This window comes from Pseudomonas sp. PDNC002, assembly GCF_016919445.1.
Taxonomy (GTDB): domain Bacteria; phylum Pseudomonadota; class Gammaproteobacteria; order Pseudomonadales; family Pseudomonadaceae; genus Pseudomonas.
The window spans coordinates 5,282,400-5,306,209 of sequence record NZ_CP070356.1; the positions used below are offsets into that span (position 1 = coordinate 5,282,400).

Annotated in this window: 22 protein-coding genes; 5 read left to right on the forward strand and 17 right to left on the reverse strand. The window is 64.6% G+C overall.

Annotated elements, in window-relative coordinates; all coding sequences use genetic code 11:
• Positions 1-74 precede the first annotated feature (74 nt).
• From sppA to rluC, 3 genes are read right to left on the reverse strand one after another with little or no spacing between them, the layout of a single operon-like run.
• On the reverse strand, positions 75-1,070 hold the full coding sequence (sppA, locus tag JVX91_RS23805; protein WP_205336551.1) for a signal peptide peptidase SppA: 996 nt from the start codon (positions 1,068-1,070) through the stop codon (positions 75-77).
• On the reverse strand, positions 1,070-1,756 hold the full coding sequence (locus tag JVX91_RS23810) for an HAD-IA family hydrolase (RefSeq protein ID WP_205336552.1): 687 nt from the start codon (positions 1,754-1,756) through the stop codon (positions 1,070-1,072). Before JVX91_RS23810 ends, sppA begins: the two co-directional genes overlap by 1 nt.
• Positions 1,749-2,705: a 23S rRNA pseudouridine(955/2504/2580) synthase RluC gene (gene rluC / locus JVX91_RS23815; protein ID WP_205336553.1), complete on the reverse strand. Its 957-nt coding sequence runs from the start codon at positions 2,703-2,705 to the stop codon at positions 1,749-1,751. The genes JVX91_RS23810 and rluC overlap by 8 nt, the downstream gene beginning before the upstream one ends.
• Before the next feature lie 578 nt (positions 2,706-3,283).
• On the opposite strand from rluC, the gene rne reads away from it, so the two are divergent.
• Positions 3,284-6,478 (forward strand): ribonuclease E, encoded by a 3,195-nt coding sequence (gene rne, locus JVX91_RS23820; protein WP_205336554.1) that lies wholly within the window; start codon positions 3,284-3,286, stop codon positions 6,476-6,478.
• A gap of 389 nt (positions 6,479-6,867) precedes the next feature.
• On the opposite strand, the gene murB is transcribed toward rne, so the two are convergent.
• The 8 genes from murB to JVX91_RS23860 all read right to left on the reverse strand — a co-directional run bounded on the left by murB (position 6,868) and on the right by JVX91_RS23860 (position 13,721).
• Positions 6,868-7,887, reverse strand: a complete 1,020-nt coding sequence (gene murB, locus JVX91_RS23825) for a UDP-N-acetylmuramate dehydrogenase (protein WP_205336555.1) — start codon at positions 7,885-7,887, stop codon at positions 6,868-6,870.
• Positions 7,884-8,348: a low molecular weight protein-tyrosine-phosphatase gene (locus JVX91_RS23830; RefSeq protein ID WP_205336556.1), complete on the reverse strand. Its 465-nt coding sequence runs from the start codon at positions 8,346-8,348 to the stop codon at positions 7,884-7,886. Before JVX91_RS23830 ends, murB begins: the two co-directional genes overlap by 4 nt.
• Positions 8,348-9,112 (reverse strand): 3-deoxy-manno-octulosonate cytidylyltransferase, encoded by a 765-nt coding sequence (gene kdsB, locus JVX91_RS23835; RefSeq protein ID WP_205336557.1) that lies wholly within the window; start codon positions 9,110-9,112, stop codon positions 8,348-8,350. The genes JVX91_RS23830 and kdsB overlap by 1 nt, the downstream gene beginning before the upstream one ends.
• Before the next feature lie 4 nt (positions 9,113-9,116).
• Positions 9,117-9,302: a Trm112 family protein gene (locus JVX91_RS23840; RefSeq protein ID WP_081519465.1), complete on the reverse strand. Its 186-nt coding sequence runs from the start codon at positions 9,300-9,302 to the stop codon at positions 9,117-9,119.
• 57 nt (positions 9,303-9,359) lie between these two features.
• Positions 9,360-10,358 carry a tetraacyldisaccharide 4'-kinase gene (gene lpxK / locus JVX91_RS23845; protein WP_205336558.1) on the reverse strand — a complete coding sequence of 333 codons (999 nt, stop codon included), beginning with the start codon at positions 10,356-10,358 and terminating at the stop codon, positions 9,360-9,362.
• Entirely contained in the window at positions 10,358-10,807 is a 450-nt protein-coding gene (locus JVX91_RS23850) for a biopolymer transporter ExbD (protein ID WP_205336559.1), read from the reverse strand. The genes lpxK and JVX91_RS23850 overlap by 1 nt, the downstream gene beginning before the upstream one ends.
• Positions 10,804-11,439: a MotA/TolQ/ExbB proton channel family protein gene (locus JVX91_RS23855; protein ID WP_017519262.1), complete on the reverse strand. Its 636-nt coding sequence runs from the start codon at positions 11,437-11,439 to the stop codon at positions 10,804-10,806. Before JVX91_RS23855 ends, JVX91_RS23850 begins: the two co-directional genes overlap by 4 nt.
• Positions 11,440-11,510: 71 nt before the next feature.
• Positions 11,511-13,721, reverse strand: coding sequence for a DNA internalization-related competence protein ComEC/Rec2 (locus JVX91_RS23860; protein WP_205340090.1), 2,211 nt, complete (start codon positions 13,719-13,721; stop codon positions 11,511-11,513).
• A gap of 152 nt (positions 13,722-13,873) precedes the next feature.
• Between JVX91_RS23860 and JVX91_RS23865 the strand changes: the two genes are divergently transcribed.
• Positions 13,874-14,404: a DUF2062 domain-containing protein gene (locus JVX91_RS23865; protein ID WP_205336560.1), complete on the forward strand. Its 531-nt coding sequence runs from the start codon at positions 13,874-13,876 to the stop codon at positions 14,402-14,404.
• Between the two features lie 174 nt (positions 14,405-14,578).
• Here JVX91_RS23865 and JVX91_RS23870 read toward each other — a convergent pair whose 3' ends face one another.
• From JVX91_RS23870 to JVX91_RS23880, 3 genes are read right to left on the reverse strand one after another with little or no spacing between them, the layout of a single operon-like run.
• Positions 14,579-15,826 carry a lipoprotein-releasing ABC transporter permease subunit gene (locus JVX91_RS23870; RefSeq protein ID WP_205336561.1) on the reverse strand — a complete coding sequence of 416 codons (1,248 nt, stop codon included), beginning with the start codon at positions 15,824-15,826 and terminating at the stop codon, positions 14,579-14,581.
• Positions 15,827-15,837: 11 nt separating this feature from the next.
• Complete coding sequence (lolD, locus tag JVX91_RS23875; protein WP_205336562.1) at positions 15,838-16,527, reverse strand: lipoprotein-releasing ABC transporter ATP-binding protein LolD; 690 nt, start codon at positions 16,525-16,527, stop codon at positions 15,838-15,840.
• Complete coding sequence (locus JVX91_RS23880) at positions 16,520-17,773, reverse strand: lipoprotein-releasing ABC transporter permease subunit (protein ID WP_205336563.1); 1,254 nt, start codon at positions 17,771-17,773, stop codon at positions 16,520-16,522. Before JVX91_RS23880 ends, lolD begins: the two co-directional genes overlap by 8 nt.
• Before the next feature lie 125 nt (positions 17,774-17,898).
• On the opposite strand from JVX91_RS23880, the gene JVX91_RS23885 reads away from it, so the two are divergent.
• The 3 genes from JVX91_RS23885 to JVX91_RS23895 are packed head-to-tail and all read left to right on the forward strand — an operon-like array spanning position 17,899 to position 19,531.
• Positions 17,899-18,474, forward strand: a complete 576-nt coding sequence (locus JVX91_RS23885; protein ID WP_205336564.1) for a PilZ domain-containing protein — start codon at positions 17,899-17,901, stop codon at positions 18,472-18,474.
• 14 nt (positions 18,475-18,488) lie between these two features.
• Positions 18,489-18,812, forward strand: coding sequence for a phosphodiesterase (locus tag JVX91_RS23890; RefSeq protein WP_205336565.1), 324 nt, complete (start codon positions 18,489-18,491; stop codon positions 18,810-18,812).
• On the forward strand, positions 18,809-19,531 hold the full coding sequence (locus JVX91_RS23895) for a glycerophosphodiester phosphodiesterase (RefSeq protein ID WP_205336566.1): 723 nt from the start codon (positions 18,809-18,811) through the stop codon (positions 19,529-19,531). Before JVX91_RS23890 ends, JVX91_RS23895 begins: the two co-directional genes overlap by 4 nt.
• A 42-nt stretch (positions 19,532-19,573) precedes the next feature.
• Here the strand turns inward: JVX91_RS23895 and sthA are convergent, their stop codons facing one another.
• The 3 genes from sthA to JVX91_RS23910 form a co-directional block, all read right to left on the reverse strand.
• Complete coding sequence (sthA, locus tag JVX91_RS23900; protein ID WP_205336567.1) at positions 19,574-20,968, reverse strand: Si-specific NAD(P)(+) transhydrogenase; 1,395 nt, start codon at positions 20,966-20,968, stop codon at positions 19,574-19,576.
• Between the two features lie 211 nt (positions 20,969-21,179).
• Entirely contained in the window at positions 21,180-22,199 is a 1,020-nt protein-coding gene (locus JVX91_RS23905) for an FAD:protein FMN transferase (RefSeq protein ID WP_205336568.1), read from the reverse strand.
• A gap of 121 nt (positions 22,200-22,320) precedes the next feature.
• A complete protein-coding gene (locus tag JVX91_RS23910; RefSeq protein ID WP_205336569.1) occupies positions 22,321-23,721 on the reverse strand; it encodes an amino acid permease in 1,401 nt (466 codons plus the stop codon).
• Between the last annotated feature and the right edge of the window lie 89 nt (positions 23,722-23,810).

A 23,810-nucleotide genomic window follows, 5' to 3' on the forward strand; every position in this document is an offset into this window, starting at 1 on the left:
CCTGACTCGAAAACCTGAAACAAAAAGGCCTGGCTACTGCCAGGCCTTTTCTTTCCTTATATAAGGAAGAGCATTCAGCGCAGAGCCGGCCCCTGGAAACCCATCCACATCGCCATGTGCTCGGCGACACTGGCGCCCAACTTTTTGGTGAAGCGATCGAAGGCGGTTTCCTGGACGGTGTAGTCCACCACCTCCTTCTCCTTGATGATCTCGCGCGCCACGTAGCTGGTGCTACCCAGACCGTCGATCAAGCCCAACTGCAGCGCCTGCTCGCCGGACCAGATCAGGCCGGAGAACAGCTCCGGATGTTCCTTGTCTTTCAGACGATCGCCACGACCTTTCTTCACCACATCGATGAATTGCTTGTGAGTGGTATCCAGCACCTGCTGCCAGAAGGCCGTCTCGTCAGCCTTCGGCGGCTGGAACGGATCGAGGAATGCCTTGTGCTCGCCCGAGGTATAGATGCGGCGATCCACACCCAACTTCTCCATGGTACCGACAAAGCCGAAAGTAGCCGCCGTCACACCGATTGAGCCGACCAGGCTTGCCTTGTCCGCATAGATCTCATCGGCGGCGCTGGCGATGTAATAGGCGCCAGAAGCCCCCAGGTCACTGATGACCGCGTAGACCTTGATATCCGGATGCTCGCCGCGCAGGCGCTTGATTTCATCGTAGATATAACCAGACTGCACCGGACTGCCGCCCGGACTATTGATGCGCAGGACGATCCCCTTGGTGCCGGCATCCTCGAATGCCGAACGCAGCGCACCGACGATATTGTCGGCACTGGCCGCTTCGCTGTCGGCGATCATGCCTTTCACTTCGATCAGTGCCGTATGGCTGGCGCCGCGAGAAGCAGACTTGGACAAGCCACTGAACGGACTGAACAGCGCAAGGGCAACGAACAGATAAAGGAAGGTCAGCAACTTGAAGAAAATGCCCCAGCGACGCGAACGGCGCTGCTCCTGCACACCAGCCAGGACCGCCTTTTCGAGCAGCTTCCAGCTCTTGTCATCACCTGCCACAGCTTGCGCAGCCTTGCTATCGTCCGCCTTCCATTCATCCGACATCAGTTGCCCACCTTACGCACCGGTTTTACCGAACGCCCGGCCAGCCAGGCGCTCAGCTCGTTGAAATGATCCACTTCCAGCGCCGGAGCATACTCCCGAAGGATCTCCAGCGACTGCGCGCCATAACTCACCGCCACCGAATCCATCCCGGCGCGGCGCGCCATTTCCAGGTCGAAGGGCGAATCGCCCACCATCAACGCATCACGGGCGCCGACCCGGCAATGCGCGAGAATCTCGTGCAGCATGCGCGGATCCGGCTTGCTTGCCGACTCGTCAGCAGCGCGGGTGATATCGAAGAAATCGGTCCAGCCCTGCCCCGCCAGCACGCGGTCCAGGCCGCGGCGGTTCTTGCCGGTAGCAACAGCCAATTGATAACCCGCATCGCGGAACTCGGCCATTGCCTCAGCGACACCGGGGAACAACGGCGACGGCTGCACCTCCAGACTCAGGTAATGCTCGCCGTAGTCACGACGAAAGCGATCCAACGGCTCGCCATCCTCAACCTCGGGGTAGAGAGTCTGAATGGCCTCAGGCAGACCGAGGCCGATAATGCCCTTGATCGCTGCATCACTTCGCTCGGGAAGACCGGAATTGATAGCCGCCACGCGCATCGCCTCGACGATACGCCCCACGGAGTCCACCAGCGTGCCATCCCAATCGAAGATCAGCAGGGAATACTCACGCATTCAGACGCTCCACCGTACGCTGCCAGACCTCGTCCACTGGCGCTTCCAGCTCCAGCACCGCACCGTCAGGCAATGGCACACGCAGGTAGGCGGAGTGCAGGAACAAGCGCTTGCCGCCCAGCTCGCGAATCTCGCGGGAGAAATCCTCATCGCCGTACTTGGGATCACCCGCAATGGAGTGACCGGCATGCTTGGCATGCACGCGAATTTGATGGGTACGACCGGTAATCGGGCGCGCCTCAACCAGCGTGGCGAAATCACCGAAACGGCGCAGCACCTTGAATTCGGTCAGCGCTTCCTTGCCCTCGGGATTCACTTCCACCACACGCTCGCCGGAGCGCAGGTTGTTCTTGAGCAGTGGCACGGCGATCTGCTTCTTCGCCGCCGGCCAGTTGCCACGCACCAGGGCGTGGTAACGCTTGTCCACAATTCGCTCGCCGCGCAGCGCATCGTGCAGGTGGCGCAGCATGCTGCGCTTCTTGGCGATCATCAGCAGGCCTGACGTATCACGGTCCAGGCGATGCACCAGCTCCAGGTCCTTGCACTCCGGACGCAGTTGGCGGAAGGCCTCGATAACCCCGTAATTCAAGCCACTGCCGCCGTGGACAGCGATGCCGGTGGGCTTGTTCACCACGATCAGCGCCTTGTCTTCGAAGACGATGGAGGCCTCCAGGCGCTCCAGCAGTCCCTGTGCCAGCGGCGCCGGCTCGTCGCGCTCAGCCAGGCGCAGCGGCGGCACACGCACCACGTCGCCGGCCTGCAGCTTGTACTCGGGCTTGATGCGACCTTTGTTGACCCGTACCTCACCCTTGCGAAGGATGCGGTAGATCAAGGTCTTGGGCACGCCCTTGAGCTGGGTGCGGAGGAAATTGTCGATTCGTTGGCCGGCATACTCCGGCGCGACTTCAAGCAGCTGGACGCCGGAAGTCGGAGGGGCGGGATTCGTCATCCGGACATAATAACAATTTTTCATTCAATTGAAGCACTTAATCATTGCTGCTATATTCGGGAGGCCGCCAAAAGTGGCCAGGCCTGCGGATGATCGCGTAATCGCCATCCCCAACCGCCTGCAAACACATTGAAAGGACACCAGGCAGTCCCCGGAAGCGTTGCAACGGCCCGAGCGATTCTCGCGCCGACAGCGCCTCGAAACCCAGGCCTTGAGACATGACCACGGCAGCCAAGGTCGCCGTGATAAAAGCCAACCCCGCTCCCGGATTCAGCGAGTGGCACCCGGCTCTTAAGGAAATGTGCAGGGCGGAGATGCACAACTGTCGGATTGCGTTGCTTTCATGCCTTGAACGTAGACGCACTATATCGTCCGCATCTGACAGTCGATTCCTCCTCCTGATGAGTGCTTGTTCTTACTCAACAAGCAGGAAACGTAGTCGCGGCACAGCAGATTTTTCTTGCTGCCGCTGGACACTGGAATGGTCCGCCATTCCTGAGTACGTGCCTTAGCACCGACCATGAGAGTCGTGTGTGCCGATCGCCGTTTCCGGTGGCCCCGGAAACCATTGGTACTACATGAAAAGAATGCTGATCAACGCAACTCAACCCGAAGAGTTGCGTGTAGCGCTGGTAGACGGCCAACGCCTGTTCGACCTGGACATCGAGTCCGGCGCGCGTGAACAGAAGAAGGCCAACATCTACAAAGGCCGCATTACCCGCATCGAGCCGAGCCTCGAGGCCGCATTCGTCGACTTCGGCGCCGAACGCCACGGCTTCCTCCCCCTCAAAGAAATCTCCCGCGAATACTTCAAGAAGAATCCTGAAGGTCGCATCAACATCAAGGACGTCCTGAGCGAAGGCCAGGAAGTCATCGTCCAGGTCGAGAAAGAAGAACGTGGCAACAAGGGCGCCGCCCTGACCACCTTCATCAGCCTCGCCGGCCGCTACCTCGTACTCATGCCGAACAACCCCCGCGCCGGTGGCATCTCCCGCCGCATCGAGGGTGAAGAACGCAACGAACTGCGTGAAGCCCTGAACGGCCTGACCGTTCCCGGCGACATGGGCCTGATCGTTCGCACCGCCGGCCTGGGCCGCAGCTCCGAAGAGCTGCAATGGGACCTGGACTACCTGCTGCAACTGTGGGGCGCCATCAAGGAAGCCTCGGGCGAGCGCAGCGGTCCGTTCCTGATCTACCAGGAAAGCAACGTCATCATCCGCGCCATCCGCGACTACCTGCGCCAGGACATCGGCGAAGTGCTGATCGACAGCCTCGACGCCCAGGAAGAAGCCCTGAACTTCATCCGCCAGGTCATGCCGCAGTACGCGAGCAAGGTGAAGCTGTACCAGGACAGCGTTCCGCTGTTCAACCGCTTCCAGATCGAGAGCCAGATCGAAACCGCCTTCCAGCGCGAAGTGAAACTGCCGTCCGGCGGTTCCATCGTGATCGACCCGACCGAGGCCCTGGTGTCCATCGACATCAACTCGGCGCGCGCCACCAAAGGCGGCGACATCGAGGAAACGGCCCTGCAGACCAACCTGGAAGCGGCCGAGGAAATCGCCCGCCAACTGCGTCTGCGTGACATCGGCGGCCTGATCGTCATCGACTTCATCGACATGACCCCGGCGAAGAACCAGCGCGCCGTGGAAGAACGCGTCCGCGAAGCCCTGGAAGCCGACCGCGCCCGCGTCCAGGTCGGTCGCATCTCGCGCTTCGGCCTGCTGGAAATGTCCCGTCAGCGCCTGCGTCCGTCCCTGGGCGAGACCAGCGGCATCGTTTGCCCGCGCTGCAACGGCCAAGGCATCATCCGTGACGTCGAGTCCCTGTCGCTGGCCATCCTGCGCCTGATCGAAGAAGAAGCCCTGAAGGACCGCACCGCCGAAGTTCGTGCACGCGTGCCGTTCCAGGTTGCCGCCTTCCTGCTCAACGAAAAGCGCAACGCCATCACCAAGATCGAACTGCGCACCCGCGCGCGCATCTTCATTCTGCCGGACGACCACCTGGAAACTCCGCACTTCGAAGTTCAGCGCCTGCGTGACGACAACCCTGAGCTGCTCGCCGGCCACGCCAGCTACGAGATGGCCCCGGAAGAGCACGAGGAAATCCAGCCGGTCAGCGCCACTCGCACCCTGGTTCGCCAGGAAGCCGCGGTGAAGACCGTTTCCCCGCAGACCCCCGCCCCGCAGCAGACCGCCGCTGAAGCACCGGCCGCCGAAGCCATCAAGCCGATGCCCGAGCCGAGCCTGTTCCAGGGTCTGGTGAAGTCCCTGGTCAGCCTGTTCGCCGGCAGCAAGCCGGAGCAGACTCCTGCCGCCACCGCCACTGCCAAGCCGGCCACCGAGCGCAGCGAAAGCCAGGGCGAGCGCCGCAATGGCCGTCAGCAGAACCGTCGCCGCGATGGCCGCGATGGTGGCCGTCGTGATGACGAGCGCAAAGAACGTGGTCGTCGCGATGAGCGTGGCGAACGCGGTGAACGTGCCGAGCGCCCGGCCCGCGAAGAGCGTCAACCGCGTGAAGATCGCGCCGAACGCCAACCTCGCGAGGAGCGTCAGCCGCGCGAAGAGCGTGCCGAACGCCAGCCGCGTGAAGAGCGTCAGCCCCGCGAGGAACGCCAACCGCGCGAAGAGCGCGCCGAACGCCAGCCGCGTGAAGAACGTCAACCGCGTGAAGAGCGTGCCGAACGCCAGCCGCGTGAAGAGCGTCAACCGCGCGAGGAACGTGCCGAGCGTCAGCCGCGTGAAGAGCGCCAGCCCCGCGAGGAGCGTCAACCGCGTGGCGAACGTGCCGAGCGTCAGCCCCGCGAAGAGCGCCAGCCGCGCGAGGACCGTCAGGCCCGCGACGCCGCGGCCCTGGAAGCCGAAGAGCTGCCGAACGAGGAACTGCTGGACCAGCAGGACGACGAAGGCTCGGATGACGAGCGTCCGCGTCGTCGCTCCCGTGGTCAGCGTCGCCGCAGCAACCGCCGTGAGCGTCAGCGTGAAGCTGGTGTCGATGGCGCCGAAGGCGAAGTAGCTGGCGAAAACGCTGGCGAGCAGCCGGCTTCCGACACTCCCTCGCCCGCCGCCATGGTCGCTGCCGCCGCTACCGCTGCAGCCGTTGCCGAAGCCGCCGAGCAAGCTCAGCCCGCTGCCGAGGCCCAGGCTGAAGCCGTCGTGGTCGAGTCCGGCGTCGTCGAAGCTGTACGCACCGAAAGCGCCCTGGAACAGACCATCGAGTTCCTGGCCAAGCCCAGCGAGCACGCTGTCGAGTCGGTAGAGACTGCCAACGAAACTGTTGAAGCAGCCGCCACCGAGCCGACCTTTGCCGAAGAAGCGACGAGCCCCGCCGCCGAAACCGTCATCGAAGCTGTCGCCCAGCTGGTCGAAGAGCCCAAGGTAGAAGCCCCGGTTGTTGCCGAAGCTCCGGCCGCTGCTCCGGCTCCTGCCGAAGAAGCTGCCCCGGTCGTACCGGCCAACGCCACCGGGCGCGCCTCCAACGACCCGCGTGAGCGTCGTCGTCAGGAGCGCCTGGCTCGCGAAGCCGCCGCCGCCTCGGCCGAGCAGGCTCCGGTTGTGGAAGCCGTGGTCGAGGAGACCGCCGCTGTCGTCGAAGCCGAAGTCGTGGTCGAGCCGGCCGCTGACGTCACCGCCGAGGCCGTTGTGGCCGACGTGGTGAATGAAGCCGAAGCCCAATCCATCGAGCAAGCCGAACCGGCTGCCGAGCAGGTTGAAGGCGACAAGGCCGAGAAGACCGAGGAAGAAGAAGGCACCGTGGTGGAAAAACACCACAGCTGATAGCTTTCTGATCTGAAAAAGGGGATGCCAGTGGCATCCCCTTTTTTATTGCCGACGAGTCGAGCTTGCAGACGGCGTAGGAGCAACTGTCTTTCTCGGGAAGCCAGTGCCGATGCACCCCCTCACCCAGCCATCCCCGGAGGGAGAGGGCTGGGATGAGCGCCGCCCCAAGCACGGAGGCACCTCGTAGGAGCGGACCCTGTCCGCGATGGCATCCGGCGCGATGCGAAGCCAATCGCGGATAGGGTCCGCTCCTACGATCAGCGCGGCATCGCAGCGCGAGACACTTCGCGAGCAAGCTCGCCCCTACAGGTGAGCTGCCCCACTCACCCAGACAACAGGCACAAAAAAGGGATGCAGCTGCATCCCTTTTCGCACCCCGAGCAAGCTCAGTAGAGATTCGGCTCCATCTCCAGCGCCACGCCGAAGCGCTGCTGGATATCGCCCTGAATACGCCGAGCCAGGTCATGCAACTGTGAACCGGTAGCGCCGCCATAGTTGACCAGGACCAGCGCCTGCTGGGCGTGCACGCCGGCAGCGCCATCACGGAAACCCTTCCAGCCAGCCTTGTCGATCAACCAGCCGGCCGCGAGCTTCATCTGTCCGTCGCCCTGCGGATAAGCCACCAGGTCGCTGTAGCGCTGATGCAATTCGTCCGCTTGATCAGCCGAGACCACGGGGTTCTTGAAGAAACTGCCCGCATTGCCCAGGACTGCGGGATCAGGCAGTTTTTCGCGGCGAATCGCACAGATTACCCGTGACACGTCAGCCGGCGTCGGCGCGGTCACGCCCTCCTCCACCAGGCGCTGGCGCACCGGACCATAGTCGAGATGCAGTTTCGCCGCGCGGTTCAACGCAAAGCGAACCCGCAGGATCAGCCAACGACCCGGCTCACGCTTGAACCGGCTTTCGCGGTAGGCGAAAGCGCAATCCTCCAGACCGAACTCGCGCAGCTCGCCAGTCTGGCGATCCAGCGCGGTCAGGCCGGCGAACACGTCCTTGATCTCGACGCCGTAGGCACCGATGTTCTGCATGGGTGCAGCACCCACGGTGCCGGGAATGAGACTGAGGTTTTCCAGTCCGCCAAATCCTTGCGCAAGGGTCCAGCGCACAAAGTCGTCCCAGACTTCGCCTGCTTCGGCCTCGACCACCACATGCTCGCCATCGTCACTGACGACACGGAGGCCACGAGAAGCCATGCGCAGAACCAGCGCGTCGATATCACGGGTCAGCAACAGGTTGCTACCACCACCAACGACCATCAACGAGAGGCCCTTCTCGGCGGCAACCGCGATACCGGCGCGCACCTCGTCGTCGTCATGAGCCTGGGCGAACCAGCGCGCCGCGACTTCGACCCCGAAGGTGTTGTAGGGCTTGAGGGAAATGTGTTCTTGCAGCTGCAGCGTCACAGGCGCCTCTTCACTTCCGTGAGCAGGCCGTCACAGGCCCGCTCCACCAGGTCCAGCACTTGCTCGAAGCCATCCTCGCCGCCGTAGTACGGATCCGGCACTTCGTCGACTACACCTTCGTAGCGGCGCAGGAACAGGTCCAGATCAGCCTTGCCATTACCGGCGCGCAGGTGCTTCAGGTCGCGCAGGTTGGCGTGATCCATGGCGAGCACCAGGTCGTAGCGGGAAAAGTCCGCCACATTGACCTGCCGCGCCCGCAGGCCCGACAGGTCATAGCCACGGCGCAGCGCGGCGGCGCGAGTGCGTGCGTCCGGCGCCTTGCCGACGTGCCAATCGCCGGTGCCGGCCGAGTCGATCTCGACGCGATCCTCAAGGCCCGCTTCGCGGACCTTGTGGCGGAATACGCCTTCGGCAGTGGGCGAGCGGCAGATGTTCCCGAGGCAGACGAACAGGACCTTCATCAGCCCCCCAGGATGCGCCGAACGCGCTCCAGGTCTTCCTGGGTATCGACACCCGCCTGCGGAGCTTCCAGGGCGTCAGCCACATGGATACGCACGCCGTGCCAGAGCGCGCGCAGCTGCTCCAGGCATTCGGTGTCTTCCAGCCAGCACGGACCCCAGGCCACGAAGTCACGCAGGAAGCGCGCGCGGTAGGCGTAGATGCCGATGTGGCGGCGGTACGGCACATTGGCCGGCAGGGATTCGCGATCCACGGCGAAAGCGTCACGCGCCCAGGGCAGCGTGGCGCGACTGAAGGTCAGGGCCAGGCCGTTCTTGTCGCTGACCACCTTGACGATGTTGGGATTGAACAGCGCGGCCGGGTCATGGATTTCCTCACACAGGGTGGCGATGCCCGCTTCCGGGTGCGCCGCGAGGTTGGCGGCCACCTGGTCGATGATCGACGGCGGCACCAGTGGCTCGTCGCCCTGCACGTTGACCACGATGGCGTCGTCGGCCAGACCCAACACGTCGGCGACTTCCGCCAGGCGGTCGGTGCCGGAGTTATGGTCGGCGCGGGTCAGCACCACCTGGGCACCGAAGCCCTGACAGGCTTCGAAGATGCGCTGATCGTCGGTGGCGACCACGACCTGGGTGGCGGAGCTTTTGCCGGCCTGCGCCCAGACGTGCTGGATCATCGGCTTGCCGCAGATATCCTGCAGCGGCTTGCCCGGCAGGCGGGTGGAGGCGTAACGGGCGGGAATGACGACGGTATAGGCGTGGCTCATGGGATTACTTGTCCAGACGCTCGTCGACGTTAAGGGTGCGAGCTTCGCCTTCGAGCATCACCGGGATGCCGTCACGCACCGGGTAGGCCAGGCCATCGGTCTTGCAGATCAGCTCGGACTTGTCGTCGGTGAGCTTGAGCGGGCCCTTGCACAGCGGACAGGCGAGGATATCGAGGAGTTTCGGGTCCATGGTGCGTTCCTTGAACGTGAGCCAGTAATGTATGCGTGCGCCCTGCAGGCGGGACGATCAGCGGGCGAGCAGGCGCTCGAGCTGGACGTCGAACCAGGCGACGAAGGCCGGCGAGGGCTGCGCTTCGACGGCGAGATACCACCAGTCGGGCGCGGCGAAGGACCGGCATTTCACCGCATCCTTCTCGGTCATGACCAGCGGCAGTTCCGGCGTGAAGCGCAGCTGCTCGGCGGTGTAGGCCGCATGGTCGGGGAAGGGATGCGGAATCGGCCGCCAGTTTAGCGCCTCGAGCGTCGTGAAGAAACGCTGGGGGTTGCCGATCCCGGCCAGCGCATGCAGCGCCTGCCCTGCGGGGAAAAGCTCGACGTCCCGTCGCTCGCCGCTGGCCAGGTTGACCAGGGCAGAAGGTCGCAGGACGAAGGAGAAGGCGCCCGGCGGATCGAACGGTGCACCGTTGTGCAGCACGGCGTCCACTTCGTCCAGGCGCTCGACGGGCTCGCGCAGCGGTCCGGCGGGCAGGCAGCGGCCATTGCCCAGGCCGCGCGCGGCGTCGATCAGCACCAGCTCCAGGTCACGGGCCAGGCGATAATGCTGCAGACCGTCGTCGCAGAGGATCAGGTCCAGCGGCTCCTCGGCCAGCAGCGCACGCACGGCACTGGAGCGGTCCGGATCGATCATCAGCGGCACGCCGCTGCGGCGCACGATCATCAGCGGCTCGTCACCGGCGTCCGTCGCGGATTGCTCGGCGCGCACGCGCCAGGGCGTCTGCGGCGGCTTTGCGCCATAGCCACGGCTGACCACGCCGACCTTGAGGCCACGGGCGCGACAATGTTCGATCAACCAGAGAATCATCGGCGTCTTGCCGGTACCGCCGACGGTGATATTGCCCACCACGATAATCGGCACCGGCGCGCGGTAGGCCGGCTTGGCGCCGGAGAGGAAGTCATCCCGGCGGCCGCGGGCGACACGCCGGTAGAGCAATTCGAGCGGCTTGAGCAGGACAAGGGCCGGGTGGCCCTTGTACCAGGCGTCGAGCAGACGATCGGAGAACGCCATCAGGGTTTCTTGGCGTCCGAACGGGACTCGATGGTGGTGATGCGCAGATGGGTGAAGCCCAGCTTGCCGGCGGCATCCATCGCAGTGACGACGGACTGGTAATCCACCTTGCCATCGGCGGTGATCACCACCGGCAGGCTGTTGTCGCCCGCGGATTCGCGCTGCATGGCGCTCATCAGGTTGTCCAGGTCGTCGCGGGCCAGGCTCTGGCCGTTGAGCGCGTAGTGACCTTCGACGCTGATGGAGATTTCCAGCTGCTTGATCTCGGTGGCTTCGGGCGGTGTGCCACTGACCGCCTCAGGCAGTTCGACCTTGAGCTGCGACGGCTTGGTGAACGAGGTGGCCACCACGAAGAACAGCAGCAACACGAAGATCACGTCGATCAACGACGCCAGGTTGATGAAGACGTCCTCGCGGGCCGCTCCGCCCGCTCTGCGGCGGAATTTCACGCTTTGCCTTCCTCGACGAAGTCGACTTCGCGGTCACCCTGGGTCACTTCCACCAGCTTGATGGCTTCCTGCTCCATGGCGATGACCAGCTCATCGACGCGGCGCAGCAGGTAACGGTGGAAGAACACCGCCGGGATCGCCACGATCAGGCCGGCCGCGGTGGTGATCAGCGCCTTGGAGATACCGCCAGCGAGCATCGGCGCGTTGGCCATGCCGTCACCCATGAAGGCGCTGAAGATCTGGATCATGCCGAACACGGTGCCCAGCAGGCCGAGCAGCGGCGCCATGGCGGCGATGGTGCCCAGGGCGTTGAGGTAGCGCTCCAGCTCGTGGATGACGCGGGAGGCGGCTTCCTCGATGCACTCCTTCATGATCTCGCGACCATGCTTGGAGTTGGCCAGGCCCGCGGCGAGGATTTCACCCAGCGGAGACGACGCGCGCAGGTCCTTCAGGGCCTGGCTGTTCATCTTCTTGTCCTTGATCTGCTTCCACACCTGACCGAGCAGTTGCGGCGGCGCCACACGGCTCAGGCGCAGGGTCCACAGACGTTCAGCGACGATCGCCATGGCAGCGACGGAGCTCAGCAAGATCGGCAGCATCATCCAGCCGCCAGCTTTGACCAGTTCCCACACAGTGGTGAATCCCCTGAAAAAAAGTGGCGCCACTCTAGCACAGGGGCCGTGGCGAGCCGACCGCCCCAGGCTCAATTTTCCTGCCAGAAATGTGCACCCTCCCGCACTCCCCGGAGCTCGCCATGGGCACCGAGCATCAGGGTCAGCGCGCCCTGCTCCGCCGTATCGTGAATCCGTATACCCAGTGCGCGGAAGCGCTCCACGACCGACGGATGGGGATGGCCGTAGGGGTTGTTGGCGCCACGGGAAATCAATGCCGCGGAGGGCCCGATCGCACGAAGGAAGATCGGGCCCGAAGAACTGCGGCTGCCGTGGTGCCCGGCGAGCAGCCAGTCGATGTGGACGCCGGGGTGTTCGGCCAGCCAGGCGATCTCACCTGGCTGCGGCAGGTCGCCGGTCAACAGCAGTCGCTCTCCGTCGGCAGTGACCTCCAGCACGCAGGAGCGGTCGTTGCTTTCCCGCGCGCCCTTCCACGCCCACGAAGACAGGCGCACGCCATCGATGTCCCAGTGCGTACCGGGGCACGGTGCCGCCCGCAGCTCCGCCGGCAGGCGATCGGGCTCCCCGCTGACCACATGGGCCGGTCGCAAGGCCGCCTTCACCGCCGGGGCACCGCCCGCGTGGTCGTTGTCCGCATGGCTGAGCATCAGCATGTCGAGGTGGTCGATGCCCAGGCTGCGCAACGTCGGCACGACCACCCGCTCGCCAATATCGAAGTCACCGTTGCGCGCGCCGGTGTCGTAGAGCCAGGCGTGATTTCGCGTGCGAATCAATACTGACAACCCCTGTCCGACATCAAGCACACGGATTTCCGCCTGCCCAGGTGGCGGCCGCGAAATCGTCGGCCAGAACACCGGCAGGAACATCGCCAACCCGAGCGCGCGCAGTGGCATTCCCGCTGGAGCCAGCAGCAACAGGGCGCCCAGCATGGCCACGGATAGCGCCCAGGCCGGCGCCGCCACCGGCTGCCACGCAGGCGCCAGCCCCGCCATCCAGCCCAGCCATTGGAAGAGCAGGTCGAGCAACCAACCGGACACCCAGAGGAGCGCCTCGCCCACCCAGGGCAGCCCAAGCGACAGGCTGCCGAGCAGCGCCAGCGGCACGACCGCCATCTCCACCCAGGGCACCGCGACCAGGTTGGCAATCACGCTTGAAATGCTCAGCGGCAGCCCCAGCGCGATGGACGCCGGCAGCAGCCCGACCGCCATCAGCCACTGCGCACGCAGCCAGGTGCGCCAGGCGGTCCAACGGCCAAGCCGGCCGGAGAAGCCGAAGATCAGCAAGGCGACGGCTGCGTAGGACAACCAGAACCCCGGTAACAGCACTACCAACGGTTCGGCCAGCAGCACCGCCAGCAGAGCGCCGAGCAACGGTGTCCACAACCCGCGATGTCGGTATCGCAGACGCCACAGCAGGACGATGGACACCATGATGCAGGCGCGCTGCAACGGCACGTCGAACCCCGCCATCAGGCTGTAGCTCCAGGCGCCGGCCGCCGCCAGCAGACAGGCACACGGCAGCCAAGGCAGGCGCGCCGGCCAGCAGCCAAAACGCGCGAGTGCCGCGATCAGCGCGTAGAGCAGCCCCGCCAGCAACGAGATGTGCGAGCCGGAAATCACCATCAGGTGGAGGGTTCCGGTGTCCTGCAGGACCTGCCAGTCCGCTGGCGTCAGCCCGGAGGCATCGCCCAGCACCAGCGCCGCCAAGGCGCCAGAGCGGCCGTGGGCATCCACTGCCAGCAGGCGCTGCCGCCAGGCCTCGCGCCAGGCGTTTGGCCCGCTGGCCGACTGGAGCCGCTGTCCATCCTTGACGCTGCCGGTGGCGCCGATGCGCTGCGCGGTAAGCCAGGCTTCATAGTCGAAACCCGCGCCGTTGACCATGCCATGCGGCCGCTTGAGCTTCACCGCCAAGCGCCAGCGCTCGCCCCCTTCGACCGGCGGACCGCCGAACCAGGACACCCGCAACGTGGCGGGTACCCTGAGGCGCGGACTGGTGACGTCGGTGAGCATGAAGCGCACCGAGGGCCCGGTGCGATCGGGCAAGCCTTCTACCCTGCCCTCCAGCCACAACGTGCGGCCATCCAGCTCTCGGGCCAGGCGATCGTCCAGCGCCCACTGCGCCGACTGGCAGGCCCAGGCGAACCCCAGCAGGAACAGGCCGATGAAGTAGGCGCGGGTAAACAATAGGGGCAGCGCGAAGGCGGACAGAAGCAGCAGCACCCAGCCCGGCGGGAGCACCGGCATCCAGCGCAGGAGTAGCAGCCCGCAGGCCAGCGCGAACATCCCTGTATGAGGCAACGGACTCCTCCCTGGAGTCCCGCGCAACCGCTGATCCGATGAATCGGCGGCGGTTACACACGGACATAGTTGGCAACGAATGACTGTCACCTAGCTAGGCATAATGTGGCGTCGTCCGTCTGCCAGAGATTTCCCCCATGCCGCGCCGAATCTTCAAGCGCTACATGCCGGATCCGGAGAGCATCAGGAACCACAAGGGCCTGCGCTTTCTCGGACCGCTGATCCAGTCGCCCAACCTCTGGCACCTGAATCGCCGCTCCGTGTCCCGCGCCATGGGCATGGGGCTATTCGCCGCCTTCATCCCGATCCCGCTGCAGATGCTGCTGGCCGCTTCGTTGGCCGTCTGGGTGCGGGCCAACCTGCCGATCTCGGTAGGGCTGGTCTGGCTGACCAACCCGATCACCATGCCGCCGGTGTTCTACTGCACCTACAAGATGGGCGCCTGGGTGATGGGCATTCCGGCGCGCGCCCTGCCCGACCACCTGACCTGGGAATGGATCAGCGGCGAACTGTCGATGCTCTGGCAGCCCTTCCTGCTGGGCTCGGTGATCTGCGGCATTCTGGTCGGTATCCTCGGCTACCTGGCCACCGAAGGTTACTGGCGCTGGTGGATCGGCCGCAGCTGGCGGCGGCGCCGGGCGCTGCGCAATGTGCAGCGCGGGCTCTAGGCTCTTGTCTTTGTAGGAGCGGACTCCGTCCGCGATCGATTCACCGCAGCTCCGGCCAACCAGGGAGCGCGGCCAGCCAATCGCGGACGAAGTCCGCTCCTACGCCAATCCCAGCCTCCGATTGCAGAGACGAAAAAGCCGCCCATCGGGGCGGCTTTTTCGTAGGCAAAGGCATCACTCGTAGCGCAGCGATTCCGCCGGCTGGGTCGAGGCCGCGCGCCAAGCCGGGTACAGCGTGGCGAGGAAGCTCATCGACAGCGCCGCGACGCAGATCAGCACGATATCGCTGATCTGCGGGTCGGACGGCAGGTAATTGATGAAGTAGATGTCCGAATTGAACACGTGGGTGCCGGCGATGCGCTCCAGGGTCGAGACGATGGCGGTGACGTTGTACGCCGCCAGCACGCCCAGCACGCAGCCGATGACGGTGCCGATCAGGCCGATCACCGTGCCCTGGACCATGAAGATCGCCATGATCTGCTTCGGCGTGGCGCCCAGGGTACGCAGGATGGCGATGTCCGCGCGCTTGTCGGCCACCACCATGATCAGCGTGGCGATGATGTTGAAGGCGGCGACCGCGACGATCAGCAACAGCAGCAGGCCGATCATGGTCTTTTCCATCTTCATCGCGCTGAACAGGCTGCCCTGGGTGTGCGTCCAGTCCACTGAACGGTAGCCGTCGCCCAGTTGCTTGGCGATGGCGGCGCCGACTTCCGGTGCCTGGAACAGGTCCTTCAGGGCGATACGCACGCTCTGCACCTGGCCGGGCTGCCAGCGCATCAGGCTCGCTGCGTCATCCACATGGATCAACGCCAGCGTGCTGTCCAGCTCGGCGCCGACCTTGAAGATGCCGACGACGTTCAGGCGCTGCATGCGCGGGGTGATGCCGCCCGGCGCGGAGCTGGGCTCGGGAACGATCAGCAGCAGGCTGTCACCGACGTTGACGTGGAAACGCCGTGCGGTGATCTCACCGATGACCACGCCGAACTCACCGACTTTCAGGTCATCGAGGCTGCCCCGGACCATGTGCTGACCGATGATCGATACCTGGGTTTCCAGCGCAGGATCGACGCCGTCCACCTCGATGGGCTGCATCATCCCTTTATAGGAGAGCATGCCGTCGACTTCGGTGTAGGGCACCGCGCCGACGATCTTCGGGTTCTGCTTCGCCACCTCGGCTACGCGCTGCCAGTCGTCCAGCGGGCCGCTGGTCTTTTGCAGCACGGCGTGGGGGACCATGCCGAGAATCCGCGAACGCATTTCCTTCTGGAAGCCGTTCATCACCGACAGCACCACGATCATCGCCAGCACGCCCAGGGCGAGGCCGATCATCGAGGTCAGGGAGATGAACGAGATGTAGTGATTGCGCCGCTTGGCCCGGGTGTAGCGGGTGCCGATGAAGACGGACAGGGGTCTGAACATTCCGGTATCCCTCAGGCGGCGACCAGCCGACCCTCCTCCAGGCGCAGCACACGGTCCATCTGCTGGGCGAGGTGAGTGTCGTGGGTCACCACCAGGAAGGCGGTGCGCAGGGACTGCGACAGTTCCAGCATCAGTTCCTGGATACCGTGGGCGGTGTGCTGGTCGAGGTTGCCGGTGGGCTCGTCGAGCAGCACCAGTTTCGGTGTGTTGACCAGGGCGCGGGCGATAGCCACGCGCTGGCGCTCGCCGCCGGACAGCTCGGACGGCTTGTGGCTCAGGCGATGCCCCAGACCGACGCGCTCCAGCAGCGCGGTGGCGCGCTGACGGGCCTCGGGGATCGGCGTCTTGCCGATCAGCAGCGGCATGCAGACGTTCTCCAGCGCGGTGAACTCCGGCAGCAGGTGGTGGAACTGGTAGACGAAGCCCAGCGCGCGGTTGCGCAGCAGGCCGCGCTGCTTCTCGTTCAGCGCCGACAGCTGCTCGCCGGCCAGCCAGACGCTGCCGGAGCTGGGCGTATCGAGGCCGCCGAGCATGTTCAGCAGGGTGCTCTTGCCCGAGCCGGAGCTGCCGACGATGGCGACGCGCTCGCCGGGCAGCAGTTCCAGCTGCACGTTGGACAGCACTTCGACCGACTGCGGGCCTTCCTCGTAACGCTTGCCGAGGTCGCGGCAGCTCAGGACAGCCTGATCGTTGTTACTCATAACGCAATGCCTCCGCGGGCTGGGTGCGCGCCGCACGCCAGGCCGGATACAGGGTGGCGAAGAAACTCAGGATCAGCGCGGCGCTGCACACCAGGATCACGTCCTCGCTCATCAGTTGCGAGGGCAGGTAATCGATGAAGTAGACGTCCGCGTTGAGGAATTTGTGGCCCAGCAGGCGCTCCAGCAGGGCAATGGCGGAGCTGACGTTGAGCGCCGCGAGGATACCCAGCACGCCGCCAATGAAGGTGCCGATGACGCCGATCACCGTACCCTGGACCATGAAGGTCGCCATGATCTGCCCCGGCGTGGCGCCGAGGGTGCGCAGGATGGCGATGTCGGCCTTCTTGTCGGTGACGACCATGACCAGGGTGGAAATGATGTTGAACGCGGCGACCGCGACGATCAGCAATAACAAGAGGCCGATCATCGACTTCTCCATGCGGATGGCCTGGTACAGGTTGCCGTGGCTGCGGGTCCAGTCGCGGGCGAAGTAGTCGTTGCCCTTCAGGGTCCGGGCGATTTCCCAGGCGGTGCGCGGCGCCTGGAACAGGTCGTCGAGCTTCAGGCGCAGGCCTTCGACCTGGCCTTCCTTGAGGCGGCGCATACGCGCGGCGTCATCGATTTGGACCATGGCGACGTAGCCGTCCAGCTCGCCGGCGCCGACATGGAAGGTGCCGACAACGGTGAAGCGCTTCATGCGCGGGAACATGCCAGCCGGGGTGACCGAGACTTCCGGGGCAATGAAGGTGACCTTGTCGCCCAGCTTCACGCCGAGGTTCTTCGCCGCCTTGTCGCCAATGACGATGCCGAACTCGCCGGGTTTGAGGCTCTGCAGCGAGCCCTCCTGGAAGAACTGGTCAATGATCGAGACCTTGCTCTCCTCGTTCGGATCGACCGCATTGATCAGCACCTTCTGTACCGTGCCGCCGGCGCTGAGCAGGCCCTGCATCTGGATGAAGGGCGCGACCTCCAGCACGTTGGGGTGCTGGGTCTTGATCTGCCCGGCGATGCCTTGCCAGTCGGAAATCGGCTGGTAGGACTCGACCGTGGCGTGGGGAACCATGCCCAGTACGCGGGTGCGCATCTCATGGTCGAAGCCGTTCATCACGGAAAGAACGACGATCATCACCACCACGCCCAGCGCGAGGCCGATCATGGAAGTGAGCGAAATGAAGGAAACGAAGTGGCTGCGGCGTTTGGCGCGTGTGTAGCGCGTTCCGATGTAGACGGAAAGAGGTCTGAACATGGGGGACCGATCAAGAAGATGAAGAGTGCGTCCGGCGGCAGAATCCATCTGGCGGCTGACTTCCGTGTGGCGGGGCTCGGCAGGCGGCTTTACACTCAGACCATCACTGCCGCCGTGGGTTCGCCATGTCCACTCCAGACGCGGATGACCGCCGCGAATACTATCGTATTGAAGACACGCTCGCATTGGAATTTCGCCCGCTACGCGAGGACGAAATCCACTCGCAAGAAGTGCTTCAGGATGATTCCGCGCTGTTCAACCTGCTCAGCGACCTGCACCTCACCGACTTCGAGTCGCAGCACCTGCTGCGCCATATCCACGAGCGCGACCGCCCGCTGGCCAGCTACCTGAAGGTGATGAACAAGCGCATCGACCTGATCGCCCAGGCCCTGACCCAGAGCCTGCTCAGCGAGATCGGCCCGGCGCGCAAGGTGACGCTGTCCGAAGGTGGCATCAACTTCCGCGACGATCAGCCGCTTCCCGTGGGCCAGCCACTGGCGCTGAAAATCGTCCTGCTGCCCCAGGGCCTGGGCCTGCTGCTGCGCGCCAAGGTCACCCACTGCCAGCAGCAACCCGAGGGCGACTACGAGATCGGTACCGAATTCGACATCCTCGGTGACGCCCAGCGCCAGTTGCTGGCCCGCCACATCCTCCAGCGCCAGGCTCTGGAACGCCGCCTGGCCAAGGCTCGCGACGAATGAACGAAAGGATTTCCATGCGTCAGTTGCTGCTTCTGCTTTGCCTCGCCGTACCGCTGCCACTGCTGGCCGACACGATCGAGATTCCCGTGGGCGACCAGGGCGATCCGCACATCGTGCTGCCGGCACGCGGCGAGAGCCAGAAGGCCGTGCTGGAGCGCTTCGGCCTGCCGGACGAGGAACACCCAGCGGTGGGCAAGCCGCCCATCTCGCGCTGGGACTATCGCGAATTCAGCGTTTATTTCGAGAGCGGGCACGTCGTCGACGCCGTCCGCCAGCACCGATCCCAGTACCTCAAAGACCTTTCTCCGAAGACCCCGTCTCCCAAGGAGCCTCAGTGACTCTGATCTATGGCCATCGCGGCGCCAAAGGCGAAGCACCGGAAAACACCCTGAACAGCTTCCTGCGCTGCCTGGAACATGGCGTGAAGCGTTGCGAGCTTGACCTGCACCTGTCCCGCGACGGCGAGCTGATGGTGATCCACGACCCGACGCTCAAACGCACCACCGGCCGGCGCGGCAAGGTTTCCGAGCAACTGGCGGAGGACCTGGTGACCATGGATGCCCGCGAAGGCGGTCCGGGCTGGGTGCGCCCCTGCCCTATCCCGCGCCTGGCGGAGTTGTTCGAGCGCTGCGAGTTCGAGCACTGGCAGCTGGAAGTCAAAAGCGCGTCGAAGGACCGCGCCGGTCGCACCGTGCAGGCGATCCATCAACTGGTGGGCCGTTTCGGGCTGCGTGACCGGATTACCGTGACCTCGAGTTCGCGCACGGTGCTGCGCGCCCTGGAAGAACTGGCGCCGGACCTGCAACGCGGGCTGGTGGCCGAATATGCCTGGCTCGACCCGCTGAAGGTAGCCTCGCACTATGGCTGCCACCTGCTGGCGCTGAACTGGATGCTGTGCACCCCGGAGCGGCTGCTGAAGGCACAGAAACAGGGGCTGCACGTGTCGGTCTGGACGGTCAACGAGCCGGCACTGATGCGCCGGCTCGCTGATTTTGGCGTGGACAGCCTGATTACAGACTTTCCCGGTTTGGCCACTGCCACGATCGGGAATCGCTGAGCAGGTTCCCCCCGACCGGCTCAGGCCGCCGGTCAGGGTATTTCAAAAAATCCGGTTCAGGCCGTCGAACGCCGCTACGCGGTAGGCTTCGGCCATGGTCGGATAGTTGAAGGTGGTGTTGACGAAGTACTTCAGGGTATTGAGCTCGCCCGGCTGGTTCATGATCGCCTGGCCGATGTGGACGATCTCCGAGGCCTGGTCGCCGAAGCAGTGCACACCGAGGATTTCCAGGGTGTCGCGATGGAACAGGATCTTCAGCATGCCCACCGGCTCGTTGGAGATCTGCGCACGGGCCATGCCCTTGAAGAAGGCCTTGCCCACTTCGTAGGGAATCTTCGCCGCGGTCAGCTCGTGCTCGTTCTTGCCGATGGAGCTGATCTCCGGAATGGTGTAGATGCCGGTCGGCACGTCGTTGACGAAGCGCCAGCCATCGTGCTCGACGATGTTGCCGGCGGCCGAACGGCCCTGGTCGTAGGCGGCACTGGCCAGGCTCGGCCAGCCGATCACGTCGCCACCGGCGTAGATGTTCGACACCGAGGTACGGTAGTTCTCGTCCACCTCGATCTGGCCACGGCTGTTGACCTTGATGCCGATGTTCTCCAGGCCCAGGCGGTCAGTGTTGCCGGTACGGCCGTTACACCACAGCAGGGCGTCTGCCTTGATCTTCTTGCCGGACTTCAGGTGCAGGATCACCCCGTTGTCCAGGCCTTCCACGCGCTCGTACTCCTCGTTGTGACGGATCAGCACGTTGTTGTTGCGCAGGTGGTAGCTCAGCGCGTCGGAGATTTCGTCGTCGAGGAAGCTCAGCAGTTGGTCGCGGGTGTCGACCAGGTCCACCAGCACACCAAGACCGCTGAAGATCGAGGCGTACTCGCAGCCGATCACGCCGGCTCCGTAGATGATCAGGCGGCGCGGGGTGTGGCTCAGGGACAGGATGGTGTCGCTGTCGTAGACGCGCGGGTGGTTGAAGTTGATGTCCGACGGACGATACGGGCGCGAGCCGGTGGCGATGACGAACTGGTCGGCCACCAGACGCTCCACGGCGCCGCTGGGGGTCACGACTTCAACGGTGCGCTCGTCGACGAAGCTGGCGGTACCGTTGAACATGTCGATGCGGTTGCGCGCGTAGTAGCCGGTGCGCGAAGACACCTGCTTGGAGATGACCTTCTCGGCGCTTTTCAGCACGTCCGGGAAGGAGAACCAGCGCGGCTCGCCGATCTGGCGGAACATCGGGTTGGTGTTGAACTCGATGATCTGCTTCACCGAGTGACGCAGCGCCTTGGACGGGATGGTGCCCAGGTGCGTGCAGTTGCCGCCGACCACGCGACGGCTGTCCACCACCGCCAGCTTGCGCCCGTACTTGGAGGCGTTCATTGCCGCCCCCTCGCCTGCCGGGCCCGTGCCGAGAATCACCACGTCGTAGTTGTAGACAGCCATGCGTACTCCTTCAGAACAGGCCGGGGCACCCGCGTGGCGCTCCCGGCGAAGCCCCGGCACCACATGCGCCGAGGCGGATCGAAATCATTGGCGCAGCTTAGCCCTGCGGCAAAAGGCTGCACATTAGCGGTTGGTCGGCAGGTAGGCGAATTTTGCCGCCACTACATGCCTTCATCATCCCTGCGGGCCGCCATCATGCCCGCCGAAGCTTTCATTCAGGCGACGGGAACAGCGCTTCGAAGCGCGTCGTCGCGCGGGTCACGAAGCCCTCGCCTTCGCGCACGATGAAGAAGGCTGCCAGCCCATTGCGCTCGGCAAAGGTATAGCCCTCCTCCGGCCCCAGCACCATCAACAGGGTCGACAGGCCATCGGCCCGCAGCGCCTGCGCATCGGCCACCGTGACCGCCGCCAGCGCGTGCCTGACCGGCGTACCGCTGCGCGGGTCGAAGGTGTGCGAGTAGCGCTGCCCACCTTCCTCGAAATAATTGCGGTAGTCGCCGGAGGTGGACAGGCCAAAACCGTCCACCGCCACCGAGCGCTCCACCTGCCGCGCGCGCTCGCCGCTGGGCACTTCCAGGGCAATGCGCCAGGGCGTGCCATCGGGCTTGTGGCCCACGGCCTTGAGCTCGCCGGTGATCTCCACCAGGTAATCCGTCAGGCCCAGCTCGGCCAGGTGCGCGCTGACTCGATCCACCGCGTAGCCGGCGACGATGCTGTCGAAGTCCAGTTGCGCGTCGACGTCCTTGCACAACTGCTCGCCCCCCAGGCGCAGATGCTGATGCCCAACGCGGGCGCGCTCACGCTGCAGATCGGCCGGAGCCGGCACCTGCTCGCGGCGCGACTGCGGGCCGAAGCCCCAGAGGTTCATCAGCGGTTCGACGGTCAGGTCGAAGGCGCCGCCACTCTGCTGCGAAAGCTGCTCGCCGTAACGCCAGAGCGTGAGCATGTCCGCCGGCAGGGCCATGCAGGCGCCGGCCGGCAGGGCATTGAAACGGGAAACCACGGAATCGTCGCGGTAGGTAGAGAACTGCTCGTCCAGGCTGGCCAGGATCGTATCGACCTCCGCCTTGAGCTTCGCCGCTTCCGGCGCTTTGCCGGCCGGCACGTATTGCACCGTGTAGCTGCTGCCCATGGTCGGGCCGCCGAAGCGTTCGATGGACTGCCCGCAACCAGTCAAGGTCGCGACCAGAAGCACGATCAACAGGCTTGCACGGGACAAGGTCTTCTCCATCAGCCGCCAGGCGAGCGGCGCCGGGCATTCTACCGCAAGCGCCCTGCCGCACTGTTTCCGCTATGGCAAAGGTGCATTACCAAAAGAAAACGGGAGCCGAAGCTCCCGTTTCTCAACCGAATCAGGCGTCAGCCTTGACCGGGGACTTGCGCTTGAACAGGTAGTAGCAAGCACCCATCAGCACGACCCACACCGGGATCGCGTACACCGACACATCGATGCCCGGAATCTGCAGCATGATGCCCAGGATGAACACCACGAAGGCCAGGCACAGCCAGTTGCCGAAGGGGTACCACAGCGCGCGGAAGAACGGTTGCACGCCCTTGGCCTGCATGGCCTTGCGGAACTTCATGTGGGCCAGGCTGATCATCGCCCAGTTGATCACCAGCGCGGCGACCACCAGGGACATCAGCAGCTCCAGCGCCTGGTGCGGGATCACGTAGTTGACCACGACACAGGCCAGGGTGATGAAGGCCGACACGCCGATGGCCAGCAGCGGTACGCCACGGTCATCGACCTTGGCGAAGGCGCGCGGGGCGTCGCCCTGCTCGGCCAGGCCGTAGAGCATGCGGCTGTTGCAGTACACGCAGCTGTTGTAGACCGACAACGCGGCGGTAAGCACCACGAAGTTCAGGATGTTCGCCGCGTACTCACTGCCCAGCAGCGAGAAGACCTTCACGAACGGGCTGCCGCTGTAGGGGTCGCCAGCGCTGTTGATGCTCTGCAGAAGGGCATCCCACGGGTACAGCGAGAGCAGCACGGCCAGGGCGCCGATATAGAAGATCAGGATGCGGTAGATGACCTGGTTGATCGCCTTGGGGATCACCTTCTTCGGTTCGGAGGCTTCGGCGGCAGTGATGCCGACCAGCTCCAGGCCACCGAAGGAGAACATGATGATCGCCAGGACCATGATCAGACCCTTCCAGCCATTGGGGAAGAAGCCGCCATGGGCCCACAGGTTGCTCACCGAGGCCTGCGGGCCGCCAGTGCCACTGACCAGCAGCCAGACGCCGAGCAGGATCATGCCGATGATGGCGACGACCTTGATGATCGCGAACCAGAACTCGGTCTCGCCGAAGGCCTTCACGTTGAACAGATTGATGGCGTTGATCAGCACGAAGAACACCGCTGCCGTCGCCCAGGTCGGGAAGTCCGGCCACCAGAACTGGATGTACTTGCCGACCGCGGTCAGCTCCGACATGCCCACCAGGATGTACAGCACCCAGTAGTTCCAGCCCGACATGAAGCCGGCGAAGCCGCCCCAGTACTTGTGCGCGAAGTGGCTGAAGGAACCGGCGACGGGCTCCTCGACGATCATCTCGCCCAGCTGGCGCATGATCAGGAAGGCGATGAAACCACCGATGGCGTAGCCGAGGATCATCGACGGGCCGGCGGATTGCAGGACGCCGGCCGAGCCCAGGAACAGGCCGGTACCGATGGCGCCGCCGAGGGCGATCAGCTGGATGTGGCGGTTCTTCAGACCGCGCTTCAGCTCGCCTTCATGCAGATGTTGTCCATCCATTTGAAGTCTTTCCGGTTGCAGGAGTTGGCAGATTTTATCGTTGGAATAGTGGAGCCACTAACGAAAAACGGGAGCCCGAGAGCTCCCGT

What these genes read in the sequence shown, in the direction of transcription:
- sppA (WP_205336551.1), bottom strand. Translation starts at nt 1,070, where the DNA reads ATGTCGGATGAATGGAAGGCGGACGATAGCAAGGCTGCGCAAGCTGTG.
- JVX91_RS23810 (WP_205336552.1), bottom strand. Translation starts at nt 1,756, where the DNA reads ATGCGTGAGTATTCCCTGCTGATCTTCGATTGGGATGGCACGCTGGTG.
- rluC (WP_205336553.1), bottom strand. Translation starts at nt 2,705, where the DNA reads ATGACGAATCCCGCCCCTCCGACTTCCGGCGTCCAGCTGCTTGAAGTC.
- rne (WP_205336554.1), top strand. Translation starts at nt 3,284, where the DNA reads ATGAAAAGAATGCTGATCAACGCAACTCAACCCGAAGAGTTGCGTGTA.
- JVX91_RS23830 (WP_205336556.1), bottom strand. Translation starts at nt 8,348, where the DNA reads ATGAAGGTCCTGTTCGTCTGCCTCGGGAACATCTGCCGCTCGCCCACT.
- kdsB (WP_205336557.1), bottom strand. Translation starts at nt 9,112, where the DNA reads ATGAGCCACGCCTATACCGTCGTCATTCCCGCCCGTTACGCCTCCACC.
- JVX91_RS23840 (WP_081519465.1), bottom strand. Translation starts at nt 9,302, where the DNA reads ATGGACCCGAAACTCCTCGATATCCTCGCCTGTCCGCTGTGCAAGGGC.
- lpxK (WP_205336558.1), bottom strand. Translation starts at nt 10,358, where the DNA reads ATGGCGTTCTCCGATCGTCTGCTCGACGCCTGGTACAAGGGCCACCCG.
- JVX91_RS23860 (WP_205340090.1), bottom strand. Translation starts at nt 13,721, where the DNA reads ATGTTCGCGCTGGCCTGCGGGCTGCTACTCCTGCGCTGGATGCCGGTG.
- JVX91_RS23865 (WP_205336560.1), top strand. Translation starts at nt 13,874, where the DNA reads ATGCCGCGCCGAATCTTCAAGCGCTACATGCCGGATCCGGAGAGCATC.
- JVX91_RS23870 (WP_205336561.1), bottom strand. Translation starts at nt 15,826, where the DNA reads ATGTTCAGACCCCTGTCCGTCTTCATCGGCACCCGCTACACCCGGGCC.
- lolD (WP_205336562.1), bottom strand. Translation starts at nt 16,527, where the DNA reads ATGAGTAACAACGATCAGGCTGTCCTGAGCTGCCGCGACCTCGGCAAG.
- JVX91_RS23880 (WP_205336563.1), bottom strand. Translation starts at nt 17,773, where the DNA reads ATGTTCAGACCTCTTTCCGTCTACATCGGAACGCGCTACACACGCGCC.
- JVX91_RS23885 (WP_205336564.1), top strand. Translation starts at nt 17,899, where the DNA reads ATGTCCACTCCAGACGCGGATGACCGCCGCGAATACTATCGTATTGAA.
- JVX91_RS23890 (WP_205336565.1), top strand. Translation starts at nt 18,489, where the DNA reads ATGCGTCAGTTGCTGCTTCTGCTTTGCCTCGCCGTACCGCTGCCACTG.
- sthA (WP_205336567.1), bottom strand. Translation starts at nt 20,968, where the DNA reads ATGGCTGTCTACAACTACGACGTGGTGATTCTCGGCACGGGCCCGGCA.
- JVX91_RS23905 (WP_205336568.1), bottom strand. Translation starts at nt 22,199, where the DNA reads ATGGAGAAGACCTTGTCCCGTGCAAGCCTGTTGATCGTGCTTCTGGTC.
- JVX91_RS23910 (WP_205336569.1), bottom strand. Translation starts at nt 23,721, where the DNA reads ATGGATGGACAACATCTGCATGAAGGCGAGCTGAAGCGCGGTCTGAAG.